The 22,613-nt window shown below is 72.8% G+C and carries 22 protein-coding genes; 17 read left to right on the top strand and 5 right to left on the bottom strand.

All coding sequences use genetic code 11. The features are described 5' to 3' along the window. The 5 genes from ACGFIA_RS22760 to ACGFIA_RS22740 all read left to right on the top strand — a co-directional run. Positions 1–343, top strand: a 343-nt coding sequence (locus ACGFIA_RS22760; RefSeq protein WP_393261873.1) for an oligopeptide/dipeptide ABC transporter ATP-binding protein, incomplete at its 5' end; no start/stop codon positions are given. Next, entirely contained in the window at positions 340–1,362 is a 1,023-nt protein-coding gene (locus ACGFIA_RS22755; protein ID WP_393261870.1) for an ABC transporter ATP-binding protein, read from the top strand. The genes ACGFIA_RS22760 and ACGFIA_RS22755, both read left to right, overlap by 4 nt. Beyond that, positions 1,359–2,366: an ABC transporter permease gene (locus ACGFIA_RS22750; RefSeq protein ID WP_357383585.1), complete on the top strand. Its 1,008-nt coding sequence runs from the start codon at positions 1,359–1,361 to the stop codon at positions 2,364–2,366. The genes ACGFIA_RS22755 and ACGFIA_RS22750 overlap by 4 nt, the downstream gene beginning before the upstream one ends. Before the next feature lie 11 nt (positions 2,367–2,377). Continuing rightward, the gene (locus ACGFIA_RS22745) at positions 2,378–3,364 is read left to right on the top strand and encodes an ABC transporter permease (protein ID WP_357383587.1); all 987 of its coding nucleotides are present in this window, start codon (positions 2,378–2,380) and stop codon (positions 3,362–3,364) included. Between the two features lie 108 nt (positions 3,365–3,472). Then, the gene (locus tag ACGFIA_RS22740) at positions 3,473–5,215 is read left to right on the top strand and encodes an ABC transporter substrate-binding protein (RefSeq protein WP_393261867.1); all 1,743 of its coding nucleotides are present in this window, start codon (positions 3,473–3,475) and stop codon (positions 5,213–5,215) included. An 88-nt stretch (positions 5,216–5,303) separates the two neighbouring features. Here ACGFIA_RS22740 and ACGFIA_RS22735 read toward each other — a convergent pair whose 3' ends face one another. After that, on the bottom strand, positions 5,304–7,448 hold the full coding sequence (locus tag ACGFIA_RS22735) for a prolyl oligopeptidase family serine peptidase (protein WP_393261864.1): 2,145 nt from the start codon (positions 7,446–7,448) through the stop codon (positions 5,304–5,306). 86 nt (positions 7,449–7,534) lie between these two features. On the opposite strand from ACGFIA_RS22735, the gene mshB reads away from it, so the two are divergent. The 3 genes from mshB to ACGFIA_RS22720 all read left to right on the top strand — a co-directional run bounded on the left by mshB (position 7,535) and on the right by ACGFIA_RS22720 (position 9,499). Next, positions 7,535–8,458: an N-acetyl-1-D-myo-inositol-2-amino-2-deoxy-alpha-D-glucopyranoside deacetylase gene (mshB, locus tag ACGFIA_RS22730; protein ID WP_357383593.1), complete on the top strand. Its 924-nt coding sequence runs from the start codon at positions 7,535–7,537 to the stop codon at positions 8,456–8,458. Beyond that, positions 8,455–8,949 carry a hypothetical protein gene (locus ACGFIA_RS22725; RefSeq protein ID WP_393261861.1) on the top strand — a complete coding sequence of 165 codons (495 nt, stop codon included), beginning with the start codon at positions 8,455–8,457 and terminating at the stop codon, positions 8,947–8,949. Before mshB ends, ACGFIA_RS22725 begins: the two co-directional genes overlap by 4 nt. An 85-nt stretch (positions 8,950–9,034) precedes the next feature. Then, entirely contained in the window at positions 9,035–9,499 is a 465-nt protein-coding gene (locus tag ACGFIA_RS22720) for a hypothetical protein (protein WP_357383597.1), read from the top strand. A gap of 12 nt (positions 9,500–9,511) precedes the next feature. Here the strand turns inward: ACGFIA_RS22720 and ACGFIA_RS22715 are convergent, their stop codons facing one another. Further along, on the bottom strand, positions 9,512–10,531 hold the full coding sequence (locus ACGFIA_RS22715) for a GNAT family N-acetyltransferase (RefSeq protein WP_357383599.1): 1,020 nt from the start codon (positions 10,529–10,531) through the stop codon (positions 9,512–9,514). Between the two features lie 79 nt (positions 10,532–10,610). Here ACGFIA_RS22715 and fdxA point away from each other — a divergent pair, with 79 nt between their 5' ends. Genes fdxA through ACGFIA_RS22690 form a run of 5 tightly spaced genes read left to right on the top strand, consistent with a single transcriptional unit; the run spans position 10,611 to position 14,355 of the window. Then, entirely contained in the window at positions 10,611–10,937 is a 327-nt protein-coding gene (gene fdxA, locus ACGFIA_RS22710) for a ferredoxin (RefSeq protein ID WP_091422126.1), read from the top strand. Continuing rightward, the gene (gene dapC, locus ACGFIA_RS22705) at positions 10,934–12,043 is read left to right on the top strand and encodes a succinyldiaminopimelate transaminase (protein WP_357383915.1); all 1,110 of its coding nucleotides are present in this window, start codon (positions 10,934–10,936) and stop codon (positions 12,041–12,043) included. The genes fdxA and dapC overlap by 4 nt, the downstream gene beginning before the upstream one ends. 1 nt (position 12,044) lies before the next feature. Beyond that, complete coding sequence (locus ACGFIA_RS22700; RefSeq protein WP_357480369.1) at positions 12,045–13,061, top strand: prephenate dehydrogenase/arogenate dehydrogenase family protein; 1,017 nt, start codon at positions 12,045–12,047, stop codon at positions 13,059–13,061. A gap of 5 nt (positions 13,062–13,066) precedes the next feature. Beyond that, on the top strand, positions 13,067–13,711 hold the full coding sequence (locus ACGFIA_RS22695) for an SIMPL domain-containing protein (protein ID WP_357480366.1): 645 nt from the start codon (positions 13,067–13,069) through the stop codon (positions 13,709–13,711). Further along, entirely contained in the window at positions 13,711–14,355 is a 645-nt protein-coding gene (locus ACGFIA_RS22690) for a nucleoside/nucleotide kinase family protein (RefSeq protein ID WP_393261856.1), read from the top strand. Before ACGFIA_RS22695 ends, ACGFIA_RS22690 begins: the two co-directional genes overlap by 1 nt. A 17-nt stretch (positions 14,356–14,372) precedes the next feature. On the opposite strand, the gene ACGFIA_RS22685 is transcribed toward ACGFIA_RS22690, so the two are convergent. Continuing rightward, positions 14,373–14,939, bottom strand: coding sequence for a sugar O-acetyltransferase (locus tag ACGFIA_RS22685; RefSeq protein WP_393261853.1), 567 nt, complete (start codon positions 14,937–14,939; stop codon positions 14,373–14,375). A gap of 141 nt (positions 14,940–15,080) precedes the next feature. On the opposite strand from ACGFIA_RS22685, the gene ACGFIA_RS22680 reads away from it, so the two are divergent. Continuing rightward, entirely contained in the window at positions 15,081–18,419 is a 3,339-nt protein-coding gene (locus ACGFIA_RS22680) for a S8 family serine peptidase (protein WP_393261850.1), read from the top strand. Positions 18,420–18,470: 51 nt separating this feature from the next. On the opposite strand, the gene dapD is transcribed toward ACGFIA_RS22680, so the two are convergent. Continuing rightward, entirely contained in the window at positions 18,471–19,430 is a 960-nt protein-coding gene (gene dapD / locus ACGFIA_RS22675; RefSeq protein ID WP_393261848.1) for a 2,3,4,5-tetrahydropyridine-2,6-dicarboxylate N-succinyltransferase, read from the bottom strand. A gap of 104 nt (positions 19,431–19,534) precedes the next feature. Between dapD and dapE the strand changes: the two genes are divergently transcribed. Further along, a complete protein-coding gene (gene dapE, locus ACGFIA_RS22670; RefSeq protein ID WP_357383613.1) occupies positions 19,535–20,608 on the top strand; it encodes a succinyl-diaminopimelate desuccinylase in 1,074 nt (357 codons plus the stop codon). 49 nt (positions 20,609–20,657) lie between these two features. Here the strand turns inward: dapE and ACGFIA_RS22665 are convergent, their stop codons facing one another. Then, positions 20,658–20,819 (bottom strand): hypothetical protein, encoded by a 162-nt coding sequence (locus ACGFIA_RS22665; RefSeq protein WP_167361468.1) that lies wholly within the window; start codon positions 20,817–20,819, stop codon positions 20,658–20,660. 156 nt (positions 20,820–20,975) lie between these two features. Here ACGFIA_RS22665 and ACGFIA_RS22660 point away from each other — a divergent pair, with 156 nt between their 5' ends. Then, positions 20,976–21,857 carry a TIGR00730 family Rossman fold protein gene (locus tag ACGFIA_RS22660; RefSeq protein WP_393261844.1) on the top strand — a complete coding sequence of 294 codons (882 nt, stop codon included), beginning with the start codon at positions 20,976–20,978 and terminating at the stop codon, positions 21,855–21,857. 3 nt (positions 21,858–21,860) lie between these two features. Beyond that, the gene (locus ACGFIA_RS22655) at positions 21,861–22,406 is read left to right on the top strand and encodes a TIGR00730 family Rossman fold protein (RefSeq protein WP_281579811.1); all 546 of its coding nucleotides are present in this window, start codon (positions 21,861–21,863) and stop codon (positions 22,404–22,406) included. Positions 22,407–22,613: the final 207 nt, after the last annotated feature.

The raw sequence follows: 22,613 nt of genomic DNA, 5'->3' as shown, positions 1-22,613 counted from the left end.
GGGCCGGGCGGTGGAGCACGGGAGTGTGGGGCGGGTGTTGCGGTCGCCGCAGCATCCGTACACGTGGGGGTTGTTGTCGAGTGTGCCGTCGTTGCACGGTGACGCGGACGCGGATCTGCTGCCGATTCCGGGTAACCCGCCGTCGTTGATCAATCTGCCGTCGGGGTGTGCGTTCCACCCGCGCTGCCGGTGGGCTGGGGTGAACGGCGACCGGTCCCGCACCGAGGTGCCCGAGCTGCGGGAAGCAGGCGAGGTGGGGCACCTGGTGGCGTGTCACCTGCCGGTCGCCGCGCGGGAGCGGATCTACCGCGACGAGGTCGCCCAGGTGGGAGTGGCCCGATGAGCACCGAGGCCGAGCCGCTGCTGTCGGTGCGCGGGCTGACGAAGCATTTCCCCGTCCGGCAGGGCCTGCGCGCCACGGGTGCGGTGCGGGCGGTGGACGGGCTGGACTTCGACGTGCGGCCCGGGGAGACCCTCGGCCTGGTGGGGGAGTCGGGGTGTGGGAAGACCACGACCGGGCGGATGCTGGTGCGGCTGCTGGAGCCCACCGCCGGCAGCATCACCTTCGGCGGGCGGGACATCACCCACGCGAAACGCGGTGAGTTGCGCGGCCTGCGGCAGGATTTGCAGATCATCTTCCAGGACCCGTACGCGTCGCTGAACCCCCGCCACACCGTCGGGCGGATCGTGGCCATGCCGTTGCAGGTCAACCGGATCACCCCACCCGGCGGCGTCAAACACCGCGTCCAGGAACTCCTCGAACTCGTCGGCCTGAACCCGGAGCACTACAACAGGTATCCGCACGAGTTCTCCGGTGGGCAACGCCAGCGCATCGGCATCGCCCGCGCCCTGGCCCTGAAACCGAAACTCATCGTCGCCGACGAACCCGTCTCCGCCCTCGACGTGTCCATCCAGGCGCAGGTCATCAACCTGCTCCGCGGCCTGCAACGCGACCTGGACCTGGCATTCGTGTTCATCGCCCACGACCTCGCCGTCGTCCGGCACTTCTGCCACCGCGTCGCCGTCATGTACCTCGGCAAAATCGTCGAGATCGGCGACCGCGACACCATCTACACCCGCCCCCAACACCCCTACACCCGGGCCCTGCTGTCCGCCATCCCCGACGTCACCACCCACGGCCCCGCCGGACGCATCCGCCTCACCGGCGACGTCCCCACCCCCCTCAACCCCCCATCAGGCTGCCGCTTCCGCACCCGCTGCTGGAAAGCCACCAACCACTGCGCCACCGAAGAACCCGCACTCGTCACCCGCGACGACGGCACACAACTCACCGCCTGCCACTACCCGGAGAGCGGACCAGTCGGCGTGCCGGCCGGCGAACCCGTGGAGGTGTCGAAATGAGCCTGTCGCCGGTCGAGGGCGTCGCGCTCGCCGAGATCGAGTCGCCCGGCGAGGGCAACGAGAGCGGCAAGAAGGAGTTCGTCGGCCGGTCACCCGGCCAGCTCGCCCTCGCGCGGCTCAAGCGGGATCGCACCGCGCTGATCAGCGGCGGCCTGCTGGCGTTCTTCGTGCTCGTCGCGCTTGCCGTCCCGCTCATCGAGGCGCTGTACGGGGTGGGGCCGAAGGAGCAGTTCCAGAACCGCCTCGACGGCTACGGCATGCCGCTGGGCTACGCCGGTGGGGTGACCGGTGAGCACTGGTTCGGGCTGGAGCCCGGCCTCGGCCGGGACATCTTCATCCGCATGGTGCACGGACTGCGGACGTCGCTGTTCATCGCGTTCGCCGCGGCCGTGCTGACCGCGGTGATCGGGGTGACGCTGGGAACGCTCGCCGGCTACCTGGGCGGCTGGCTGGACACGGTGATCAACTGGATCACCGACCTGACCCTGGCCATGCCGTTCCTGATCATCGCGCTGGCCCTGATGCCGACCGTCGCGCTGCGCTTCTACGGCCAGCGCGAGGCCGTGCCGGCGTACTTCCAAATCGGTGTGCTCATCGCGATCTTCGCCCTGTTCGGCTGGACCGGTACGGCCCGGCTGGTCCGGGGCCAGATCATCGCGCTGCGCGAACGCGAGTTCGTGGAGGCGGCGCGGGCCAGCGGCGCCGGTCTCGGGCACATGCTGTTCCGGCAGCTGCTGCCGAACGCCTGGGCGCCGATCCTGGTCGCCTTCTCGCTGGCGGTGCCGCAGTACATCACCAGCGAGGCCGCGCTGTCGTTCATCGGCGTCGGCCTGACCGACGAGACGCCGAGCTTCGGCCGCATGATCTACCGCAGCCTCGACTACCTGCAGACCGACCCGGCGTACGTCTTCTTCCCGGGCATCACCATCTTCGCGCTCGTGTTCGCCTTCAACCTCTTCGGGGACGCGCTGCGCGACGCGCTCGACCCGAAGTCGTCCCGGTAGGAGGCCGGCCCATGACGCGATTCCTCATCCGCCGGATGCTGTCCGCCGCGCTCACGCTGTTCGCGGTCAGCGTGCTCAGCTTCCTGATGTTCTTCGCGCTGCCGCGCGACCCGGTCACCGGCATGTGCCCCAAGAACTGCAACCCGGAGCGGCTGGAACGGGTCCGCCAGGAGCTGGGGCTGCGGGACCCGCTGATCAGCCAGTACGCCGGCTACATGAAGGGCATCGTCACCGGCCGGGACCTCGGCAGCGCGCAGGGCGGCCGGTGCGACGCACCCTGCCTCGGCTGGTCGTACGTGTCGAACGAGGCGGTCTCGGACACCATCGCCCGGGTGCTGCCGGTGACGCTGAGCATCGTCATCCCGGCTGCGATCCTCTGGCTGCTGCTCGGCGTCGGCCTGGGCATGCTCTCGGCGCTGCGGCGGGGGAGCTGGCTGGACCGGGCCGCGATCGGCTTCTCGCTCACCGGCGCCTCGTTGCAGCTCTACTTCGTGGGCGCGGTGCTGCTCATCGTCTTCGTCTACAACCTGCGCCTGCTACCGGTGCCGAGTTACACCTCGTTGTTCGAGAACCCGCTGAAGTGGACGAGCGGGCTGGTGCTGGCCTGGGTGGCGCTGGCGTTCCTCTTCTCCGCGATCTACGCGCGACTGTCCCGGGCGCAGATGCTGGAGACACTCTCGGAGGACTTCGTCCGGACCGCGCGGGCGAAGGGCCTGGCCAAACGCAAGGTGTACGGCCGGCACGCGCTGCGCGCCGCGATCACTCCGGTGGTGACGATCGCCGGGCTGGACGTGGGCGGGGCGCTGGGCGGCACGGTGATCACCGAGACGACATTCGGTCTGAACGGGATGGGGCGTACCGCAGTCGACGCGGTCCGCTCGGGCGACCTGCCGACGATCATGGCGACCGTGTTGATCGCGGCGGTCTTCGTGGTGCTGGCGAACGTGGTGGTGGACCTGCTCTACGCCGTGATCGACCCACGGGTGCGGCTCGGCTGAACCGCGACGAAATTTATCGACAACTGTTATCCAACTTGTAGTTTTTCTTCTTTACGATCCTCGGGACGTCGGCGGATGCGCTCGGCGCACGGGTGGAGGAGGTAGGACATGCGACCACGCGCAGCGGCCGCCGCTGGCGGTGCCATCGCACTGGTTGTGGCACTCGGTGCCTGCTCGGAGAACACGGGCGAAGGCACCAAGGTGGACACCAACCGTCAGCAGACCGGAGTCATCGCGACCGACCCCAAGGACTCGCAGGGGCCGGCCGCCGAGATCGACGGCGCGGCCAAGGGCGGGACGTTCACCATCATCCGGGAGACCCCCATCTCCCACCTCGACCCGCAGCGGACGTACTCGTTCGCGGGTCTGATGGCCAACCCGCTCTTCGCCCGCTACCTGACCACCTGGAAGGACGACGGCAAGGGCGGCCTGGTCCTCGTGGGTGACCTGGCCGAGACCCCGGGCAAGAACGTCAACAACGACTGCAAGGTCTGGGAATTCACCATCAAGGACGGGGTGAAGTTCGAGGACGGCAGCCCGATCACCTCGAAGGAGATCGCGTACGGCATCGCCCGCTCCTTCGACCCGGACCTCACCGGCGGCCCCACCTACATCCAGGAGTGGCTGGCCGACACCGCGCAGTACGACACCAAGTGGGACTTCAAGAAGAACAAGACGTCGCTGCCGCCGGGCCTGACCACGCCGGACGACAAGACGCTGCGCTTCGAGTTCGCCAAGCCCCGCTGCGACCTGCCGTTCGCGGTCTCGCTGCCCACCAGCGCCCCGCTCAAGCCGGAGAAGGACACCGGGGTCAACCTGGACCAGAAGCCGTTCTCGTCCGGCCCGTACAAGATCGCGGAAAACCAGGTGGGCGTTCGGATCACCCTGGACCGCAACCCGAACTGGGATCCGAAGACCGACCCGGTGCGGCACCAGTACCCGGACAAGTTCGTCTGGACCTTCGGCCCGACCGCTGACGCCGCAAACAACCGGGTCATCGCGGACAACGGCGCCGACCAGAGCGCGCTCGCCTTCAACGGCGTGCCGGCCTCGCTCGTGGCCAAGGTGGCCGGTGACCCGGCGCTGAAGTCCCGCACGCTGCTGTCCCCGACCCCGAGCGCCAACCAGCTCGTGATCAACACCCAGCGGGTCAAGGACCTGAAGGTCCGCCAGGCGCTCAACTACGCGATCGACCGCGAGGGCATGATCAAGGCGCTCGGCGGCCAGACCGTCGCGCAGCCGCTCACCACCCTGATGCCGCCGTCGACCATCGGCTACAAGGCGTACGACGCGTACCCGGCGGGCGCCAACGGCAACGTGGAGAAGGCCAAGGAACTGCTCGGCGGCCAGACGCCCGCGCTGGTTCTCGGCGTGGCGGACAACACCACCGAGCAGCAGCAGGCGGTCCAGCTCAAGGGCAACCTGGAGCGCGCCGGCTTCAAGATCACCGTCCGGAACATCCCGGACGACGCGAAGCTGGACGAGGTGAAGAAGAAGAACAACCCCTGGGACCTCTACATCGGTAACTGGGCGGCGGACTGGCCCAGCGGCGCGTCGATCCTGCCGGTGCTCTACGACGGTCGCACCATCAAGGCCGAGGGCAACAGCAACTCGTCCTACTTCAACGACGACGCGATCAACGCCGAGATGGACCGCATCCAGGCGCTGCCGCCGTCCGAGCAGGGCCCGGAGTGGGGCAAGCTCGACGAGCGGATCATGAAGGAGCACGCGCCGGTGGTGCCGCTCTACGTGGACGTGGCGTACAACGTGCACGGGTCCAAGGCGGGCGGGGTGTTCATCTCCTCCGTGTTCGGCTACCCGAACTTCGTCAACGCGTACGTCAAGCAGTAGCCGTAGGTGAAGGAAGGGCCCCTTGTTAACGCCACGCCGTTAACAAGGGGCCCTTCCTCTACCGCAGGCGTTAAGAAGGGGCCCTTCCTTACAAGTAGCGGCGGAGGAAGTCCAGCTCCAGCCGGAGCAGCCGCTCGGACACGCCACCCGCGGCCAGGTGGCTCGCGCCGGTCAGCGGCAGCACCGCGTGCGGGCGGCCCGTCGCCAGTAGCGCGGCCGACAGCCGCAGCGTGTGCGCGGCCAGCACGTTGTCGTCGGCCAGGCCGTGCACCAGCAGCATCGGCCGGGCCTGCCGCGGGTCGCCGAGCGGCTCGGCGGCCAGCTCGACGAGCGAGTGGTGGGCGTAGACGTCCATCCCGTCGTCCGGCATCCCCAGGTAGCGCTCGCTGTACGCGGTGTCGTACAACGCCCAGTCGGTGACCGGCGCGCCGACGATCGCGCACTTGAACAGCTCCGGGTGCCGCAGCACCGCCAGCCCGGCCAGCCAGCCGCCGAACGACCAGCCGCGTACCGCCACCCGATCCAGATCCAGGTCCGGGTGCTTGTCGGCGAGCGCGGTGAGCGCGTCCACCTGGTCGGTGAGGATCACGTCGGCTACCCGGCGGTGGATCGCCTTCTCGAACGACGGCGCGATGCCCGGGGTGCCCCTGTTGTCGATGGTGACCACCGCGAAGCCCTGCTCGGCCCACCACTGCCGTTCCAACCAGACGCTGCGGGCCGCCACCACCTCCTGGTGGCCGGGACCGCCGTAGACGTCCAGCAGTACCGGCAACCGGGTGCCCTTGACGTGTTCGGCCGGGTAGAGCACCGCGCTGGGCAGCCGCCTGTCGGTCACCCGGACCAGCGTCGGGCGTGGCGCGTACGAGCAGGTGGCGGCGAACGAGCGCAGCTCGCCCACCTCGCGGTCGCCGTGCCACACCCGCCAGCGGACCCCGGGGTGCTCCAGTGACGCGATGCCCACCGCGAGCGTGGCCCCGCCGATCGAGGCCGTGTGCCAGCCGGGGTCGCTGCCCATCCGGCGGGCGTCCATGCCGCCGCCGATGGTGGTCCGCACCCGGTAGAGGTGGCGCTGGCTCGGTTCGCCCTCGCTCGCCTCCACGAGCAGGTCCGCCGCCGTGTTCGGACCGTTCGGCAGCCGCCCGACCACCCGGCGCACGTACAGCGACGGCGGGGTGAGCAGCGTGCCGTCGGCGAACAGGCAGCGGGCGTCGTACCCGTCGTGGGCCAGCTCGCCGCCGACCAGCACCCGGCCGTCGGGCAGGTGCGCGGGGGTGCCGGGGATCGGCTCCACCCAGCGCGGGTCGGCCAGCTCGGCGTGCACCTGCGTCTCGCCGGTGCGCGGATCCACCGCGAGCACCAGGCCGTGCTGCTGCGAGCGGCGCAGCACGGTGATCAGCGGCCCGCCCTCGGTCCAGTCCACCGAGCTCAGGTACGGATAGGTCTCCCGGTCCCAGTGCACGTCGACCCAGCCGCCGTCGAGGTCGAGCAGGTGCAGGCTGACCTCCGCGTTCGGCCCACCCGCCACCGGGTACGCGAGCGACGTGGGCGGGCTCGCCGGGTCGGCCGGGTCGTGCAGGTACCAGCGTGCCAGGCGGGACTCGTCGACCCGGGCGGCGAGCACGCTGCGCCCGTCCGGCGCCCACCAGTAGCCCCGGTAGCGGTGGAACTCCTCGGCGGCGATGTGCTCGGCCAGTCCCCAGGTGACGCCGCTGTCCTCACCGGCGAGCAGGTTGTCGGTGCCGTCCGGCTCCACCACCCGCAACTGGCCCCGGCGCACCCCCTCGGCGGCGTCGGTGACGTACGCGAGCCGCTCGCCGGCCGGGTCGGGTCGCGGGTCGATCACCGGCCCGATCGCTGCCACCTCGACCACGTCGCCGTGCACCAGGTCGGCTCGGAACAGCCGGCCGGCCAGCGTGAACGCGGCGACCCGGCCGGCCGAGTCCAGCGCGTACGAGCCGATGCCGCCGGAGCTGAGCCGCAGCCGCTCGCGCAGCGCCCGCTCGCCGGGGGCGAGGCGGGCCGGCTCGGCGTCGGCGCCGAGCAGCGTCGCCGGGTCCGCGACCAGTCGTTCCTCGCCGCTGTCGACGTCGAGCAGCCAGAGCGCGTCGGCCGGGTCCTCGGGTCCCGCGGAACGCAGGAAGACCACCCGGGCGCCGTCGCCCGTGACGGCGACGGCACGCGGCGCCCCGTGGCTGAACCGACGGGTACGGGCGGCCAGCTCGGGAAAGTCCACGCCTGAAGCGTAGGCGGGTACCGGGGGGTGATGTGGCCGACCTGGGCGGACGCATCACCGTCGGGGGAGCAGGACCGCCGGTTAGAGTGACGGGCGTGACGACGCTGCCCGACCGACGCCTTCTGCTGGTCCACGCGCATCCCGACGACGAGTCGATCGGCACCGGCGCGACGATGGCGCACTACGCCGCCGCCGGCGCCCACGTCACGCTCGTCACCTGCACGCTGGGTGAGGAGGGCGAGATCCACGTCCCGGCCCTGGCCCGGCTCTGCGCGGCCGAGGCGGACCAGCTCGGCGGCTACCGGATCGGCGAGCTGGCCGCCGCCTGCGCCGCGCTCGGCGTCACCGACCACCGGTTCCTCGGCGGCGCGGGCCGCTACCGCGACTCGGGCATGATGGGCCTGGCCACCAACGAGCACCCGCGCGCGTTCTGGCAGGCCGACCTGGACACCGCCGCCGGATACCTCGTGGAGGTCATCCGCGAGGTCCGTCCCCAGGTGCTCGTCACGTACGACCCGGACGGCTTCTACGGGCATCCCGACCACATCCAGGCGCACCGGGTGGCGATGCGCGCGGTGGAGCTGGCCGCGGCCGAGGGGATCGCCCCGGCGAAGGTCTACTGGACGGCCATGCCGCGCAGCGTGCTCGACGCCGGCCTGGAGACGTTCACCGAGTCGTCGGACAACCCGTTCGCCGGCATCGAGAGCGCCGACGAGCTGCCGTTCGGCACGCCGGACGCGGAGATCGCCGCCCGGATCGACGGCACCGACCAGCACGCCGCCAAGGAGGCGGCGATGCGGGCCCACGCCACCCAGATCCCGGCGAACTCCTGGCTCTACTCGATCGCGGGCAACTTCGGGGGCGAGTTCATGGGTGTGGAGTACTTCACGCTCGCGGTCGGTGAGAAGGGGCCGGGCACCGGCCCGTACGGCTGGGAGGACGACCTCTTCGCCGGGATCGCCCTGGACGACTCGCGGCGGTCCCCGGTCGCGGCGGCCGGTCTCCGGTGACGCTGCCGGCCGTACCCGTGTCGACAGTTCCCGAGCAGCCGCCCACGGACGCGACGCCGAGCCCGGCGGAGCGGGTGCTCGACCGCGCGCTGCGCGTGGCCGGCGGCGTCGTGACGGTCTGGGCCGGCGTCCTGCTGGCGCTGCTCGAACTGATCGTCGCGACCTGGGCCTGGAATGTCGTGCAGGGGCTCTCCGGCGCCGCGCAGGCGCTGGTCGGGGTCGGCGCGGTAGCTGTCGGCGCCGTCGCCGTGGTGGCGTCGACGGTGCTGCTGGGCTCGTTCGCGCACCGGTCGACCGGCGGCCGGTGGGCGATCGTGCTGGCCGCGCTGCCGTGGTTCGTGGTGATCGTGGCGGGTGGTGTCCGTACCGTCGAGGGTGATCTCGGGCTGGTCGGCGACAACGTGCTCGGCCTGGCGCTGATCGTGACCGGCGCGGTCACGTTCGCGGTGGTGGGCTTCCGGCACCTCGTGACGCCGCCCCCTCCCCGCTGAGGTGCTGACGCCGCACAGGCGGCGGTGGTAGACATTCCTGCCATAGGCCCGCCGAGGGAGCGGGCGGTACGGCGGGAGGCGTGCGATGGCTCAGCGGTGGCGTGCGGTCGGTGTGCTGGCGGCCGCGTTGTTCGCGGTAAACGTGGTGGCCCGGCTGGTCACCAGATTGGCGTTCCCGGACGACGACACCGCCGCCGGCCGGGTCTCGCTGGCGATGTTCCTGGTCATCGGGCTGATCCTGGCCGGTGCCGCGTTCCGGTGGGGCGCCGAGCAGCCGGTCAGCCGGTGGGCCGGTGACCTGGTCGGCGCGGTGGCGGTCGCGCTGGCGCTCACCGTCTTCGTCGGTCCGCTGGTGGTCGGGGAGAATCCGTTCGGCGGCGGCGCGGGCCTCTTCTTCGCCCAGATCTGGCTCTATCTCGCGGCCACCGCCGCGGGCGTGCTCGTCGGTTACCTGATCCTCACCGCGCTGGGCCGGGACTACCGGTCCCGCCAGCTCAAGCGGTACGCCGAGATGAAGCGCACCCGGCCCCGCAGGATCGTCCGGCGCTGACCGGCCCGCCGCTCAGCCCGCCGGGGCGACCCGGGTCAGGTAGGTGTGGTGGGTGGTGAAGCCGAGCCGGCGGTAGAGCGCGACCGCCCCGATGTTGCTCTGCTCCACCTGGAGGAACGCACGGGTGGCCCCCTCGTCCGCGCCCCAGCCGGCCAGGGCGCGGACGACGGCCGCGGCGAATCCCCGCCGACGCGCCTCGGGCAGCACTTCGAGCAGGCTGACGCCGAGCCAGCGGCCGTCGCCGGTCACCGTCCCCCGGGCGATGGCGAGCACCCGCCCGTCGACGCGCAGCTCCGCGAAGCGGACCCGGTCGACGGCGGTGAGCACGTGCCGCGCGGCGTCCGGCAGGCCGCCCTTGCGGCTGGCGGAGATGGCCAGCCAGTCGTCGCCGGGCGCGTCGGCCAGGGTCACCGGCGGCGTTCCGGGGGGCGGGGCGTCCGCACCCGCCGGCACGGTGCTCCCGGGGTCCGGCGGTACGTCGGCGGGGGCCTCCGGCGGCGCGATCAGGGTGCGCAGCGGGACGGTCTGCACCAGCACCGGGGGGCGGGACGTCCAGCCCCGCGCGTCCAGCTCCGCGCCGACCGGGGCGGCCAGCGGCAGCGGGGTGTTCACCAGGGCGGATCCGCCGCGTTCGGCGTACCAGCGCTGCACCGCGTCCAGCGCGTCGGGCAGCGGGCGGTCCGGGTCGCCCACCGGCAGCGCGCTGTTCGCCCGGCCGGTCCAGCCGTCGGCCCAGCGCAGCCGCCAGTCGCCGAGCCGTCCGCGTACCGGGGCGGGCCACGCCTCGTCGGCGGCCAGCTCCAGCGCGACCACCGCGGCGGCGGTGGGCCGGCGGGCCGGCGGCACCCGCTTGGCCCGGTGCACCTCGGCCACCGGCACGCGCAGCGGCCCGGCGTCGGTGGACAGCGTGATGTGGGTCTCGCTCAGCTCGACGAGCTCGCCGAGGGCGTCGGAGAACAGCGTGCGGCCCTCGCGAATCCCCACAATCCGGCGGACCACGATCCGGTGTCCCACATCCTGCTGTCGGAGCACGATCGACCCCCTCCCCGGCGAGATACTAGGCTCTTATCGTTGCGGTTGATCGCGACGAGTCTTGCGGAGGAGAAGACCGGTGACCTACATCATCGCCGAGCCGTGCGTGGATGTGCTCGACAAGGCATGCATCGAGGAGTGCCCGGTCGACTGCATCTACGAGGGCAACCGGATGCTCTACATCCACCCCGACGAGTGCGTCGACTGTGGTGCCTGCGAGCCGGTCTGCCCGGTGGAAGCGATCTTCTACGAGGACGACGTCCCGGAGCAGTGGAAGGACTACACCGGGGCGAACTACGAGTTCTTCGAGGAGCTGGGCTCGCCCGGTGGCGCCTCGAAGATCGGCAAGGTGGAGAAGGACGCCACCTTCGTCGCCGCGCAGCCGCCGCGCGGCGAGGGCCACTGAACCGGCGTACGCCGGTCTCGGCTCGGCTGCCCGACTTCACCTGGGACACGCTGGACGCCGCGGCCGCCACGGCCGCGGCGCATCCGGACGGTCTCATCAACCTGTCGATGGGCACGCCGGTCGACCCGGTGCCGGAGCTGATCCGCCGGGCCCTGGCCGACGCGTCGAACGCGCCGGGCTACCCGCTGACCGCCGGTACGCCCGCACTGCGCAACGCGATCGCGGCCTGGGTCGCGCGGGCCTGCGGCGCGGGCGTGGACGGCCTGGGCGTGCTGCCCACGATCGGCTCCAAGGAGCTGGTGGCCTGGCTGCCCACGCTGCTCGGGCTCGGCCCCGGTGACGTGGTGGTGGTGCCGTCGGTGGCCTACCCGACCTACGAGGACGGGGCTCGGCTGGCCGGCGCGACGACGGTCCGCACCGACTCGCTGACGGCGCTGGGCCCGGATCCCCGGGTCCGCCTGGTCTGGGTCAACTCGCCCGGCAACCCGACCGGCCGGGTGCTGCCCGCCGCCCACCTGCGCAAGGTGGTCGAGTGGGCGCGCGAGCGCGGGGCGGTGGTCGCCAGCGACGAGTGCTACCTGCCGCTGGGCTGGGACGCCGAGCCCGTCTCGGTGCTCTCACCCGAGGTGTGCGGCGGCTCGTACGACGGCGTGCTGGCGGTGCACTCGCTGTCCAAGCGCTCGAACCTGGCCGGCTACCGGGCCGGGTTCGTCGCCGGTGACCCGGCGCTGGTGGCCGAGCTGCTCAAGATCCGCAAGCACGCGGGCCTGATCGTTCCGGCCCCGGTGCAGGCGGCGATGGTGGCCGCGCTCGGCGACCAGGAGCACGCCGACGCCCAGCGGGAGCGCTACCGCGTCCGGCGGGAGAAGCTGCGCGAGGCCTTCACGGCCGCCGGCTTCACCGTCGAGCACTCCGAGGCCGGGCTCTACCTCTGGCTCACCCGCGACGAGGACTGCTGGGAGACCGTGGACTGGCTGGCCCGCCGGGGCATCCTGGTGGCCGCGGGCGTCTTCTACGGCCCGGCCGGCGCCCGGCACGTCCGGGTGGCGCTCACCGAGTCCGACGAGCACGTCGACGCGGTGGCCGGACGGCTCGCCGGGTCGTGACGTGGCGGGCGGGCTGGCGCGGGCGGCGGTGGTCGGCACCGGGCTGATCGGCGGTTCGGTGCTGCTGCGGCTGCGCGCGGCCGGGCTCGACGTCACCGGATGGGATCCGGATCCGGCCGCCCGCCGGCAGGTACGCGACCGGGGCGTGGCGGCACCCGACACGGTCGAGGAGGCGGTCACCGGACGGGACGTGGTGTTCCTCTGCGGCCCGCTGCCCACGCTGCCGACGATGCTGGCCCGGGTCGCCGCCGTGACCGACGACGGGTGCGTGCTCACCGACGTGGGCAGCGTCAAGGCCGAGGTCAGCACCGCCGCCACAGTGCAAGGGCTCGGGCACCGGTGCGTGCCGGGTCATCCGATGGCCGGCGCGGACCGGGCCGGAGCGGGCGCGGCCAGCGCGGACCTGCTCGACGGCGCCGCCTGGGTGCTCTGCCCGGGGCCGACCGGCCTGGCCGCGTTCCGGCGGCTGGCGACGCTGCTGGTGGACGTCTTCCACGCCCGGGTGGTGCCGATGTCCGCCCCGGAGCACGACGGGGCCGCCGCGCTCGCCTCGCACGTACCGCACGTGCTGGCCGGTGCGCTGGCCGGCACCGTGCACCGGTCGGCGCTGCGGGACGCGGTGCTGACGCTGGCCGCCGGCAGCTTCTCCGACGGCACCCGGGTCGCCGGTGGACCACCGGAGCGGACCGCGAACATGCTGCTCGGCAACCGCGACCGCGTGCTCGCCGAACTGGACGCGCTCGGCGCGTTCCTGAACGAGCTGACCGAGGCGCTGCGCGGCGGCGACGCCGGTGCGCTGGCCGACCGGTTCGCCGAGGGGCGCGACGTCCGCGCCACGCTGCGGGCACGCTCGTTCACCCCGCACCGGCGGGAGTTCCCGGCCACCGCCGACCACGCGGGCGAGCTGGCGTACCTGCGGGAGCTGGGCGCGGCGGGCGGCCACCTGAGCGAGGTGCGGGAGACGGCCGGCGCGGTCACCTACACGGCGCACCTGCCGGCCGCCCCGCCGTTAGGCTGAGCGGCATGGCGGACGCACCGGTCGTGGCGGTACGCGGTGAGGCGTACCGGGAGGTGGCTCCCGAGCTGGCCCGGTTCACTGTGACGGCGGTGGTGCGGGACCGGGACCGGGAGACCACACTGACCCGGCTGGCCGAACGGGCCGCCGCGGTGCGCGCGTTGCTCGACGCGGCCGGGCCCGTGGTGGAGCGCCGGGAGACCGGCCAGGTCCACGTCTGGCCGGTGACGAAGCGCGCCGGCGAGCGGGTGGTGGCCTACCAGGGCAGCGTGAGCACCACCGTGACGACCACCGACTTCACCGCGCTCGGTGACCTGATGCTCCGCCTGGCCGACCAGGAGCAGGTCGAGGTGGCCGGGCCGGTGTGGTCGCTGCGTCCGGACAGCCCTGCCTACCGGGAGGCGCGGCGGGCCGCCATCGCCGACGCGCTGGTCCGGGCCCGGGAGTACGCCGAGGCGCTCGGCGCCCAGGTGATCGCGTTGCGCGAGCTGTCCGACACCGGGATGAGCGCCGGGTCGCCGATGATGATGGTCGGGGCGGCATACTCGCGCTCCGGCGAGCCGGAGCGCGAACTGGAGCTGGACCCGGCGCCGCAGCCGGTGCAGGCGGCGGTCGAGGCGCGGTTCACCATCAGCGAGCCGGTGCTGGGCTGATGCCGGCGGCGGAGGTGCTCGGGCTCGACGAGCTGGTCGTCCGGGCGCGGGCCCTGGCCGAGGACGGCCCGCGTCAGCTGCTCGGCATCGCCGGGGCACCCGGGGCGGGCAAGTCCACCCTGGCGGAAGGGATCGTGGCCGCGCTCGGCCCGGTCGCCCGGCTGGTCCCGATGGACGGGTTCCACCTGGCCGGGCCCGCGCTGGCACGGCTGGGCCGGGCGGGGCGCAAGGGCGCGCCGGACACGTTCGACGTCAACGGCTTCGTCTCCGTGCTGCGCCGGTTGCGCCGGCTGGAACCGACGTCGGTGTGGGCGCCGGAGTTCCGCCGCGACCTGGAGGAGCCGGTCGCCGGGGCGATCGAGGTGCCGCCCGAGGTGCGCCTGGTGGTGACCGAGGGCAACTACCTGCTGCTGCGGGACGACCCGTGGGAGGAGGTGCGCACCCTCCTGCACCAGATCTGGTTCCTCGACCTGGACGCGCAGGAGCGGCTGCGCCGGCTCACCGCTCGCCACGAGGCGTACGGGAAGTCGCCGGAGCAGGCGCGCGCCTGGGCGCTGGGCAGCGACGAGGAGAACGCCCGGCTGGTCGCCGGCACGGCCGGGCACGCCGACCTGGTGGTACGCCTGGCCGACCCGCCGCGGTGACGCGGGGCGCGGCCGGCTCACGAGGATTCGTGAACGCTCCGCACCGGGCGGGCCGGGTTGCCAACCGCCACGACGCCGGGCGGCAGGTCGCGCGTCACCACCGCGCCGGCGCCGACCACCGTGTTCTCGCCGATCGCCACCCCGGCCAGCACGATCACCCCGCCGCCGAGCCAGACGTTGTCGCCGATGGTGATCGGCAGTGCCGACTCCCATTTGGCCCGGCGCGCCTCCGGTTCCACCGGGTGGGTGGCGGTGAGCAGTTGCACGTTCGGTCCGATCTGGACGTCCGCGCCGATGCTGATCCGGGCGACGTCGAGGAAGACCGCGTTGAAGTTCACGAAGGTACGCGGGCCGATGTGGGTCTGGTAGCCGTAGTCGCAGTACAGCGGCGGCCGGATCCACGCGTCGTCGCCGAGTGAGCCGAGCAGCTCGCGCAGGGCGGCGAGGCGGCCCGCCGGGTCGTCGGCGGAACTGCTGTTGAAGCGCTCGCTGAGCATTGCCGCGCGCTCCAGGTCGGCGATGATCGCGGGATCGTCGGCGATGTACCGCTCGCCGGCCAGCATCCGGTCCTTCATGGAGGTCATCGCCTGATCGTCGCGGCCTGCCGGGCGGCGCGGTAGCGGTTCGGGCGGATCAGTGACTTCCTGATGCATACGCGGTATGCAATCCTGATACCCGTGTCGATGTGCCTCTCATCGATGAAACGCCCTGACGAAGGAGGAAGGTTGCCCCGAAACCGCAGAAAGCTGACGGCGTTCGGCCTCGGCCTGACGCTGGCGCTCGGCCTGCCGGTGCCCGCGCTGGCCGCCGCGCCGACCAGCCCGGCCGCCCGTACCGGCCCGTCCGCGCCGGCCGGCGCCCGACCGGTCACCGTCACCCTGATCACCGGCGACAAGGTGACTGTCGCCGCGGGTGGCCGTGCCGCGGTACGCCCCGGCCCCGGCCGTACCGGCGTCGAGTTCCTGGTCCGCCGCGACCGTGACCACCTGACCGTGCTGCCGCAGGACGCGCTCGCGCTGGTCCGCTCCGGCCGGCTGGACGGGCGGCTGTTCGACGTCACCGGGCTGATCGAGGCCGGCTACGACGACGCGCGCCGCGACACCGTACCGCTGCTCGTGTCGTACCGGCCGGGGGTGGCCCGGCGGACGGCGGCCCCGCTCGCCGGCGCCCGGGTGACCCGCGACCTGCCGGTGATCGGCGGCGCGGCGGTCACCGCCGACAAGCACGACGCCGGCGCGCTCTGGAAGGCGGTGAGCGCGGACGGCTCCGGTGCCCGGCTCGACGCGGCGGGGGGTGTCGACCGGATCTGGCTCGACGGCCGGCGGCGGGTGGCGCTCGACCGCAGCGTGCCGCAGATCGGCGCACCGGCCGCCTGGGCGGCCGGCTGGACCGGCAAGGGCGTGCGGGTCGCGGTGCTCGACACCGGCGTCGACCTGACCCATCCCGACCTGGCCGGCAAGGTCGCCGAGTCACGCAACTTCACCGAGGAGGCGGACCCGGACGACATCGTCGGTCACGGCACGCACGTCGCCTCGACCATCGTCGGCAGCGGCGCCGCCTCCGGCGGGAAGTACCGGGGCGTCGCGCCGGACGCCACGCTGCTGTCCGGAAAGGTCTGCGAGGTCTACGGCTGCACCGAGTCGGCCATCCTGGCCGGCATGCAGTGGGCCGCGGCCGAGCAGCACGCCACAGTGGTCAACATGAGCCTCACCGGCGGCGACACCCCCGAGGTGGACCCGCTGGAGCAGGCGGTCGGGACGCTCACCGAGCAGCACGGGACGCTCTTCGTGATCTCCGCCGGCAACGACGGCGCCGACGGTTCGGTCGGCTCGCCGGCCACCGCCGACGCCGCGCTCGCGGTCGGCGCGGTGGACCGGGACGACGCGCTCGCCGACTTCTCCAGCCGCGGCCCCCGGGTCGGCGACGGGGCGATCAAGCCGGACATCACCGCGCCGGGCGTGGAGATCGTGGCCGCGCGGGCCGCGAACGGGCAGATCGGTGACCCGGTGGGGGACCGGTACGCCTCGCTGTCCGGCACGTCGATGGCCGCACCGCACGTGGCCGGCGCGGTCGCGTTGCTCGCCCAGCAGCACCCCGGCTGGACGCCGGCCCGCTACAAGGCGACGCTGATGGCCTCGGCGAAGCCGCACCCGGAACAGACCGCGTTCCAGCAGGGCGCGGGCCGGGTCGACCTCGCCCGCGCGATCACCCAGCAGGTGACGAGCGAACCGGCGTCCGTCTCGTTCGGCGTGGCGGCCTGGCCGCACGCCGACGACCAGCCGATCAGCCGGACGGTCACCTACCGCAACGGCGGAGACGCCCCGATCACGCTGGACCTGAGCACCGAGTTCACCGGTCCGGGCGGGCGGTCCGCGCCGGCCGGCATGCTCACCCTCAGCGCCTCCCGGCTCACCGTCCCGGCGGGCGGCAGCGCCCAGGTGACGGTGGTGGTGGACACCCGGCTCGGCGGCGCCGACGGCTACTGGACCGGCCGCCTGGTCGCCCGCGCGGGCGACGCGGTGGCGGTGACCCCGCTCGCGGTGGACCGCGAGGTGGAGAGCTACGACCTGACCGTGACACACCGCGACCGCTCCGGCGCTCTGACCGGCGGCTACTACACCAGCCTGCTCGGGCTCGACGACGGCAGCTACCGCGACGTGTACGACGCCGACGGCGAGAGCCGGATCCGGGTGCCGAAGGGCCGGTACGGCGTGCAGAGCCTGATCTTCGGCGACGGTGACCAGGGCTCGGAGGCCACCTTCCTCGCCCAGCCGGAACTGGTGGTGGCGGGCAACCAGCGGCTCACGCTGGACGCCCGGCGGGCGAAGCCGATCCGCACCACGGTGCCGCAGCGCGGCGCGGCGCCACTGCTGATCGACCTCACGGCGGCGTGGAACTTCGGCGACTACTACGCCACCTTCGGGCTCTGGGCCGACAGGTTCGAAGGGCTCTACTCGGCCCAGCTCGGCCGCACCGTCTCCGACAAGGTCTTCGTCGGCTCGCTCGCCAGTCAGTGGGTCGAGCCGACAGCGCCCGAGCGCAGCCCGTACTTCTACGGCCTGAACGACCTGTTCCCGGGCCGCTTCCCGACCGGCTTCGTCCGGCACTACCGGCCGGCCGAACTGGCTGTTGTCACCAACCGGTTCGCCGCCGGCTACACCGGGATGGAGAACGAACTGGTCGTGTACCCGGAGCCCGACTACAACATGGGCGGCTCGGCGATCGTGCTGCCGGTCCAGGTGCCGGGCAAGCGGATCGACCACCTCAGCACCGTCCGGACCCGCTGGAGCGCCGAGCTGGCCTTCGGGGAGCGGGACGAGGAGGGCTGGCTGGAGCCGAGGGCGGTGCTGGAACGAGTGCCGACCCGCTACCGGGCCGGGCACACCTACCGCGACGAGTGGAACAAGGCACCGTTCGGCCCGTCGTTCCCGCAGCCGCGCTGGCCGGAGGAGGGCATCACCCGTACCGGCGATCTGATGGTGGTCTCGCTGCCGGTGTACAGCGACGCGGCCGGGCACCCGGGCGTTTCGCTCAACGACACCGAGCAGACGCGGCTCTACCGCAACGGCACGCTGTTCGCGGAGTCGCCCTACCCGGGGTACGGCGAGTTCACAGTGCCGCCGGGCGCGGCGAACTACCGGCTGGAGGCCGTCGCGAAGCGGGGCTTCACCGACCTGAGCACCGAGGTCTCGGCGAGCTGGACGTTCCGCTCCAAGCGGGTTCCGGGTGACGTGCCGGCCCGGCTGCCGGCCATGGCGGTCCGGTTCACCCCGCCGCTGGCGGTGGACAGCTCCGCACCGGCGGGCCGGACGTTCACCGTGCCGGTGACGGTGCGGCGCCAGCCCGGCGCACCGTCCGGCCGGGTCGTGGCGCTCACCGTCGACGTCTCGTACGACGGCGGGAAGACCTGGCGCAAGGCGGCGCTGAAGAAGCAGGGCGGGGCGTGGACGGCCACCGTCCGGCACCCGGCCGGCCCGGGGTACGCGTCGCTGCGGGCCACCGCCCGGGACGACGCCGGCAACACCGTGACCCAGCGGATCATCCAGGCGTACCGCCTGCGGTGAGCCGGCCGTCCGGGTCCGCGCGGTGCGCGTGGACCCGGACGGGGGTACGGCTCAGTCGTTGGCGTGCAGCGCGGCGTTGAGCGTGATGCCCTGGCCGGTGCGGGGCTTCGCCTCCAGCGCGCCGGTCACCGAGTTGCGCCAGAACAGCAGCCCGTCGACACCGGACAGCTCGCGGGCCTTCACCACCCGGCCGTCCGGCAGGGTGATCTTCGAGGCGGCGGTGATGTAGCAGCCGGCCTCCACCACGCAGTCGTCGCCGAGCGTGATGCCGACACCGGCGTTCGCGCCGACCAGGCTGCGCTCACCGATGCGCACCCTCTCCGTGCCGCCGCCGGAGAGCGTGCCCATGATCGAGGCGCCACCGCCGATGTCGGAGCCGTCGCCGACCACCACGCCCTGCACGATGCGGCCCTCGACCATCGAGGTGCCGAGGGTGCCGGCGTTGTAGTTGACGAAGCCCTCGTGCATCACTGTCGTGCCGGAGGACAGGTACGCGCCCAGCCGCACCCGGTCCGCGTCGGCGATCCGCACTCCCGACGGCACCACGTAGTCGGTCATCCGGGGGAACTTGTCCACCCCGTACACGGCCAGGTGGCGGCCGGCGGCGCGCTCGATGACGCGCAGCTCGTCCACCCGCTCCGGCGGGCACGGCCCGGCCGACGTCCAGGCCACGTTCGCCAGCTTGCCGAAGATGCCGTCGAGGTTCAGCTCGTTTGGTCGCACCAGGCGGTGGGAGAGCAGGTGCAACCGCAGGTACGCGTCGGCCGCGTCCTTGATCGGGTCGTCCAGCGAGCCGATCAGCGTGGTCACCTCGACGGTGCGCAGGCCGGGCAGCGCCCGCTCGCCGACCGCGCCCGGGGGCAGGTCGAGCACGTCGGCCCGGTCCTCGCCGGGCACCAGCGGCAGCTCGCCCAGACCCAGCTTGCCGGTCGGGTACCAGGTGTCGAGCACCTGGTCCTGTGCGGTGACGGTGGCCAGGCCGATGCCCCAGGCGGATGGTGCGGACGTCACTGTGTCACCTCTCTGCTCCGGCGGCGGCGTCCGCCGCTGCTCGCGGCCGGGGGGCGCGGCACGTGTCCCTCGCGCCCACCGAGGATGACGGTACCGTGCGAGACATGCAGAACCCGTTGACCCCCGAGGTCCTGGCCGATCCGGTGGCGCTGACCCGCGCCCTGGTCGACATCGAGTCGGTATCCCTCAACGAGAAGGCGATCGCCGACTGCGTCGAGGAGGTGCTGCGCGGTGTGCCGCACCTGACCACCTACCGGCACTCGAACACCGTCATGGCCCGTACCGACCTCGGGCGGGCGCAGCGCGTGGTGCTCGCGGGCCACCTGGACACCGTCCCGCTCAACGGCAACTTCCCCTCCACCATGCGCGGCGACCTGATGTACGGCTGCGGCACGTCCGACATGAAGTCCGGGGTGGCCTTCGCCCTGCACCTGGCGGTCACGCTGCCCGACCCGCGCTACGACGTCACGTACTTCTTCTACGAGGCCGAGGAGATCGAGTCGAAGTACAACGGCCTCACCCTGGTCGCGCAGAGCCACCCCGAGTGGCTGGAGGCCGACTTCGCGGTGCTGCTGGAGCCGACGTACGGGATCGTCGAGGCGGGCTGCCAGGGCACCATGCGGGCGGTGGTCACCACGCACGGCGAGCGGGCCCACGCGGCGCGCTCCTGGCACGGGGTGAACGCCATCCACGGCGCGAGCGAGGTGCTGCGGCGGCTGACCACGTACGAGGCCCGCCGGGTGACCATCGAGGGCTGCGACTACCGCGAGGGCCTCAACGCGGTACGGATCACCGGCGGGGTGGCCGGCAACGTCATCCCCGACCGCTGCGACATCGAGATCAACTACCGGTACGCCCCGGACCGCGACCCGGCCGGCGCCGAGGCGCACCTGCGCGAGGTCTTCGCCGGCTTCGAGCTGACGGTCACCGACGCGGCGGCCGGCGCGCCGCCCGGGCTGGACAGCGCTGCGGCGCAGGAGTTCCTGGCGGCGGTCGGCGCCGCGCCGATCGGCAAGCTGGGCTGGACGGACGTGGCGCGCTTCGCGGCCATGGGCATCCCGGCGCTGAACTTCGGCCCCGGCGACCCGAACCTCGCGCACCACAAGGACGAGCACGTCGAGCTGACCAAGATCCGGGACGGTGCGGCGACGCTGCACCGCTGGCTGGCCCCGGCCTGACGCGCTGCGACCCCGGGGCCCGCTCCCACCGTGCGGGCCCCCGGGATCGTCAGACGGTCGTCGTCAGGGGTGCGTCCGCCTCGCCTGTCTCGGCGGTCAGGTCGGACCGGTGGGTCTCCATCATCCGGGCGCGGCGGCGCTCGGCCACCACGTCGCGGATCCGCCGCTGCATCTGACGGCGGATCCGGATCATCTCGCTGTTACTGATCAACGCTGGCTCCTCCCCCGAAGGCGCGTCGGCCCGGGGTATACCGGGTATGTGAATAGTAAGACGTCCGTGCGACCGAATTAGTTGCCCGGATCCCAAAGATTTCTCCGGCTACCGGGCCTGCGCGCCGCGCCGGTGCCGCTCTACTACGGTGGCTCCATGGGCGAGAGCAGGGAAATGCCGGCCGAGCACGGCCAGCGGGGGGAGCAGCACCGGGCGGAACGGCACCGCGGCGCGGTCACGCTGCGCAACCGGGCGATTCCGACGAGTACGGCCGACCAGCGGCTCCTCGACTCCCGGGGCCGCAGCGACTGGAAGACCAAGGACGCCTGGCGCGCGCTGCGGATCCTCTCCGAGTTCGTCGAGGGCTTCGACACCCTCGCCGACCTGCCCCCGGCGGTGAGCGTCTTCGGTTCCGCCCGCAGCAAGCCGGACAGCCCGGAGTGCCGGATGGCCGAGGAACTGGGCGGCGCCCTGGCCCGGGCCGGCTACGCGGTGATCACCGGCGGTGGTCCCGGTGTGATGGAGGCCGCCAACCGGGGCGCCGGTGAGGCCGGCGGTCTCTCCGTCGGGCTCGGCATCGAGCTGCCGTTCGAACAGGGCCTCAACGACTGGGTCGACCTGGCCATCGACTTCCGCTACTTCTTCGCCCGCAAGACCATGTTCGTCAAGTACGCCCAGGCGTTCGTGGTGCTGCCCGGCGGCTTCGGCACGCTGGACGAGCTGTTCGAGGCGCTCACCCTGGTGCAGACCGGCAAGGTGACCCGCTTCCCGGTCGTGCTGATGGGTACCGACTACTGGCGGGGCCTGCTCGACTGGCTGCGCGCCACCATGGCCGCCGAGGGCAAGATCGGCCCGGCCGACCTCGACCTGATCCGGCTCACCGACGACGTCAACGAGGCGGTCCGGCACATCGTGGAGGCCGAGGCCGTGCTCTCCGCCGAACAGGAGGCCGTCCGCGAGGAGGCGGTCGCCCGGGCGGCCGCCGACCAGCGCGCCGCCGCCGAGGCCGCCCCCGAGGGCCCGGCGGGACGGAGCTGACCCGTGGCCAACGTCTGTGTCTTCTGCGCGTCCTCCCGTACCCTCGACGCCCGCTGGCTGGCACTCGCCACCGAGACCGGCGCGGAACTGGCCCGGCGCGGGCACACGCTGGTCAGCGGCGGCGGCTGCGTCGGCATGATGGGTGCCGTGGTGCAGGGCGCCCGGGCGGCCGGCGGCCGCACCGTCGGCGTCATCCCGCAGTCCCTGGTCGACCTGGAGGTCGCCGACCTGGACTCGGACGAACTGCTGGTCACCGACAGCCTGGCCAGCCGCAAGACGCTGATGGACGAGAAGTCCGACGCGTTCGTCGCGCTGCCCGGCGGCCTCGGCACGCTCGACGAGCTGTTCGAGGTCTGGACCACCGCCACCCTGGCCCTGCACGCCAAGCCGATGGTGATCGTCGACGTGGACGGCTTCTACCGGCCGCTGCTCGACTGGATCCGCGGGCTCGGCGAGCAGCAGTTCCTCAAGCCGGCCGCGCTGGACCTGCTGATGGTCGCCGACAGCGTCCCCGCCGCCCTCGACCTCGTCGACGCCCGCCTGACTTAACCCTCGCGTTCGCCGCCCCGCCCCGCGCCGCCCGCCGCGCCGCGCGCGGCCCCGCCGGGAGATCTTGGTAGCAGATGGCCCCTATGGGGGCACTTTCCTGCCAAGATCTATTGCAATCTCGGGAATCGGACAGCTTTTCTCGGATTCTGGATGAGGGGCCGGCTCGCGTAGGCGCGGCGCCGCCTCGGCATCCGACGCCTCCGTGCC

The sequence above is a fragment of the Micromonospora sp. NPDC049203 genome, from assembly GCF_043197215.1.
GTDB lineage: Bacteria > Actinomycetota > Actinomycetes > Mycobacteriales > Micromonosporaceae > Micromonospora.
Note: the sequence above shows the minus strand (reverse complement) of the source record. Positions and strands in the feature narration are given on the sequence as shown.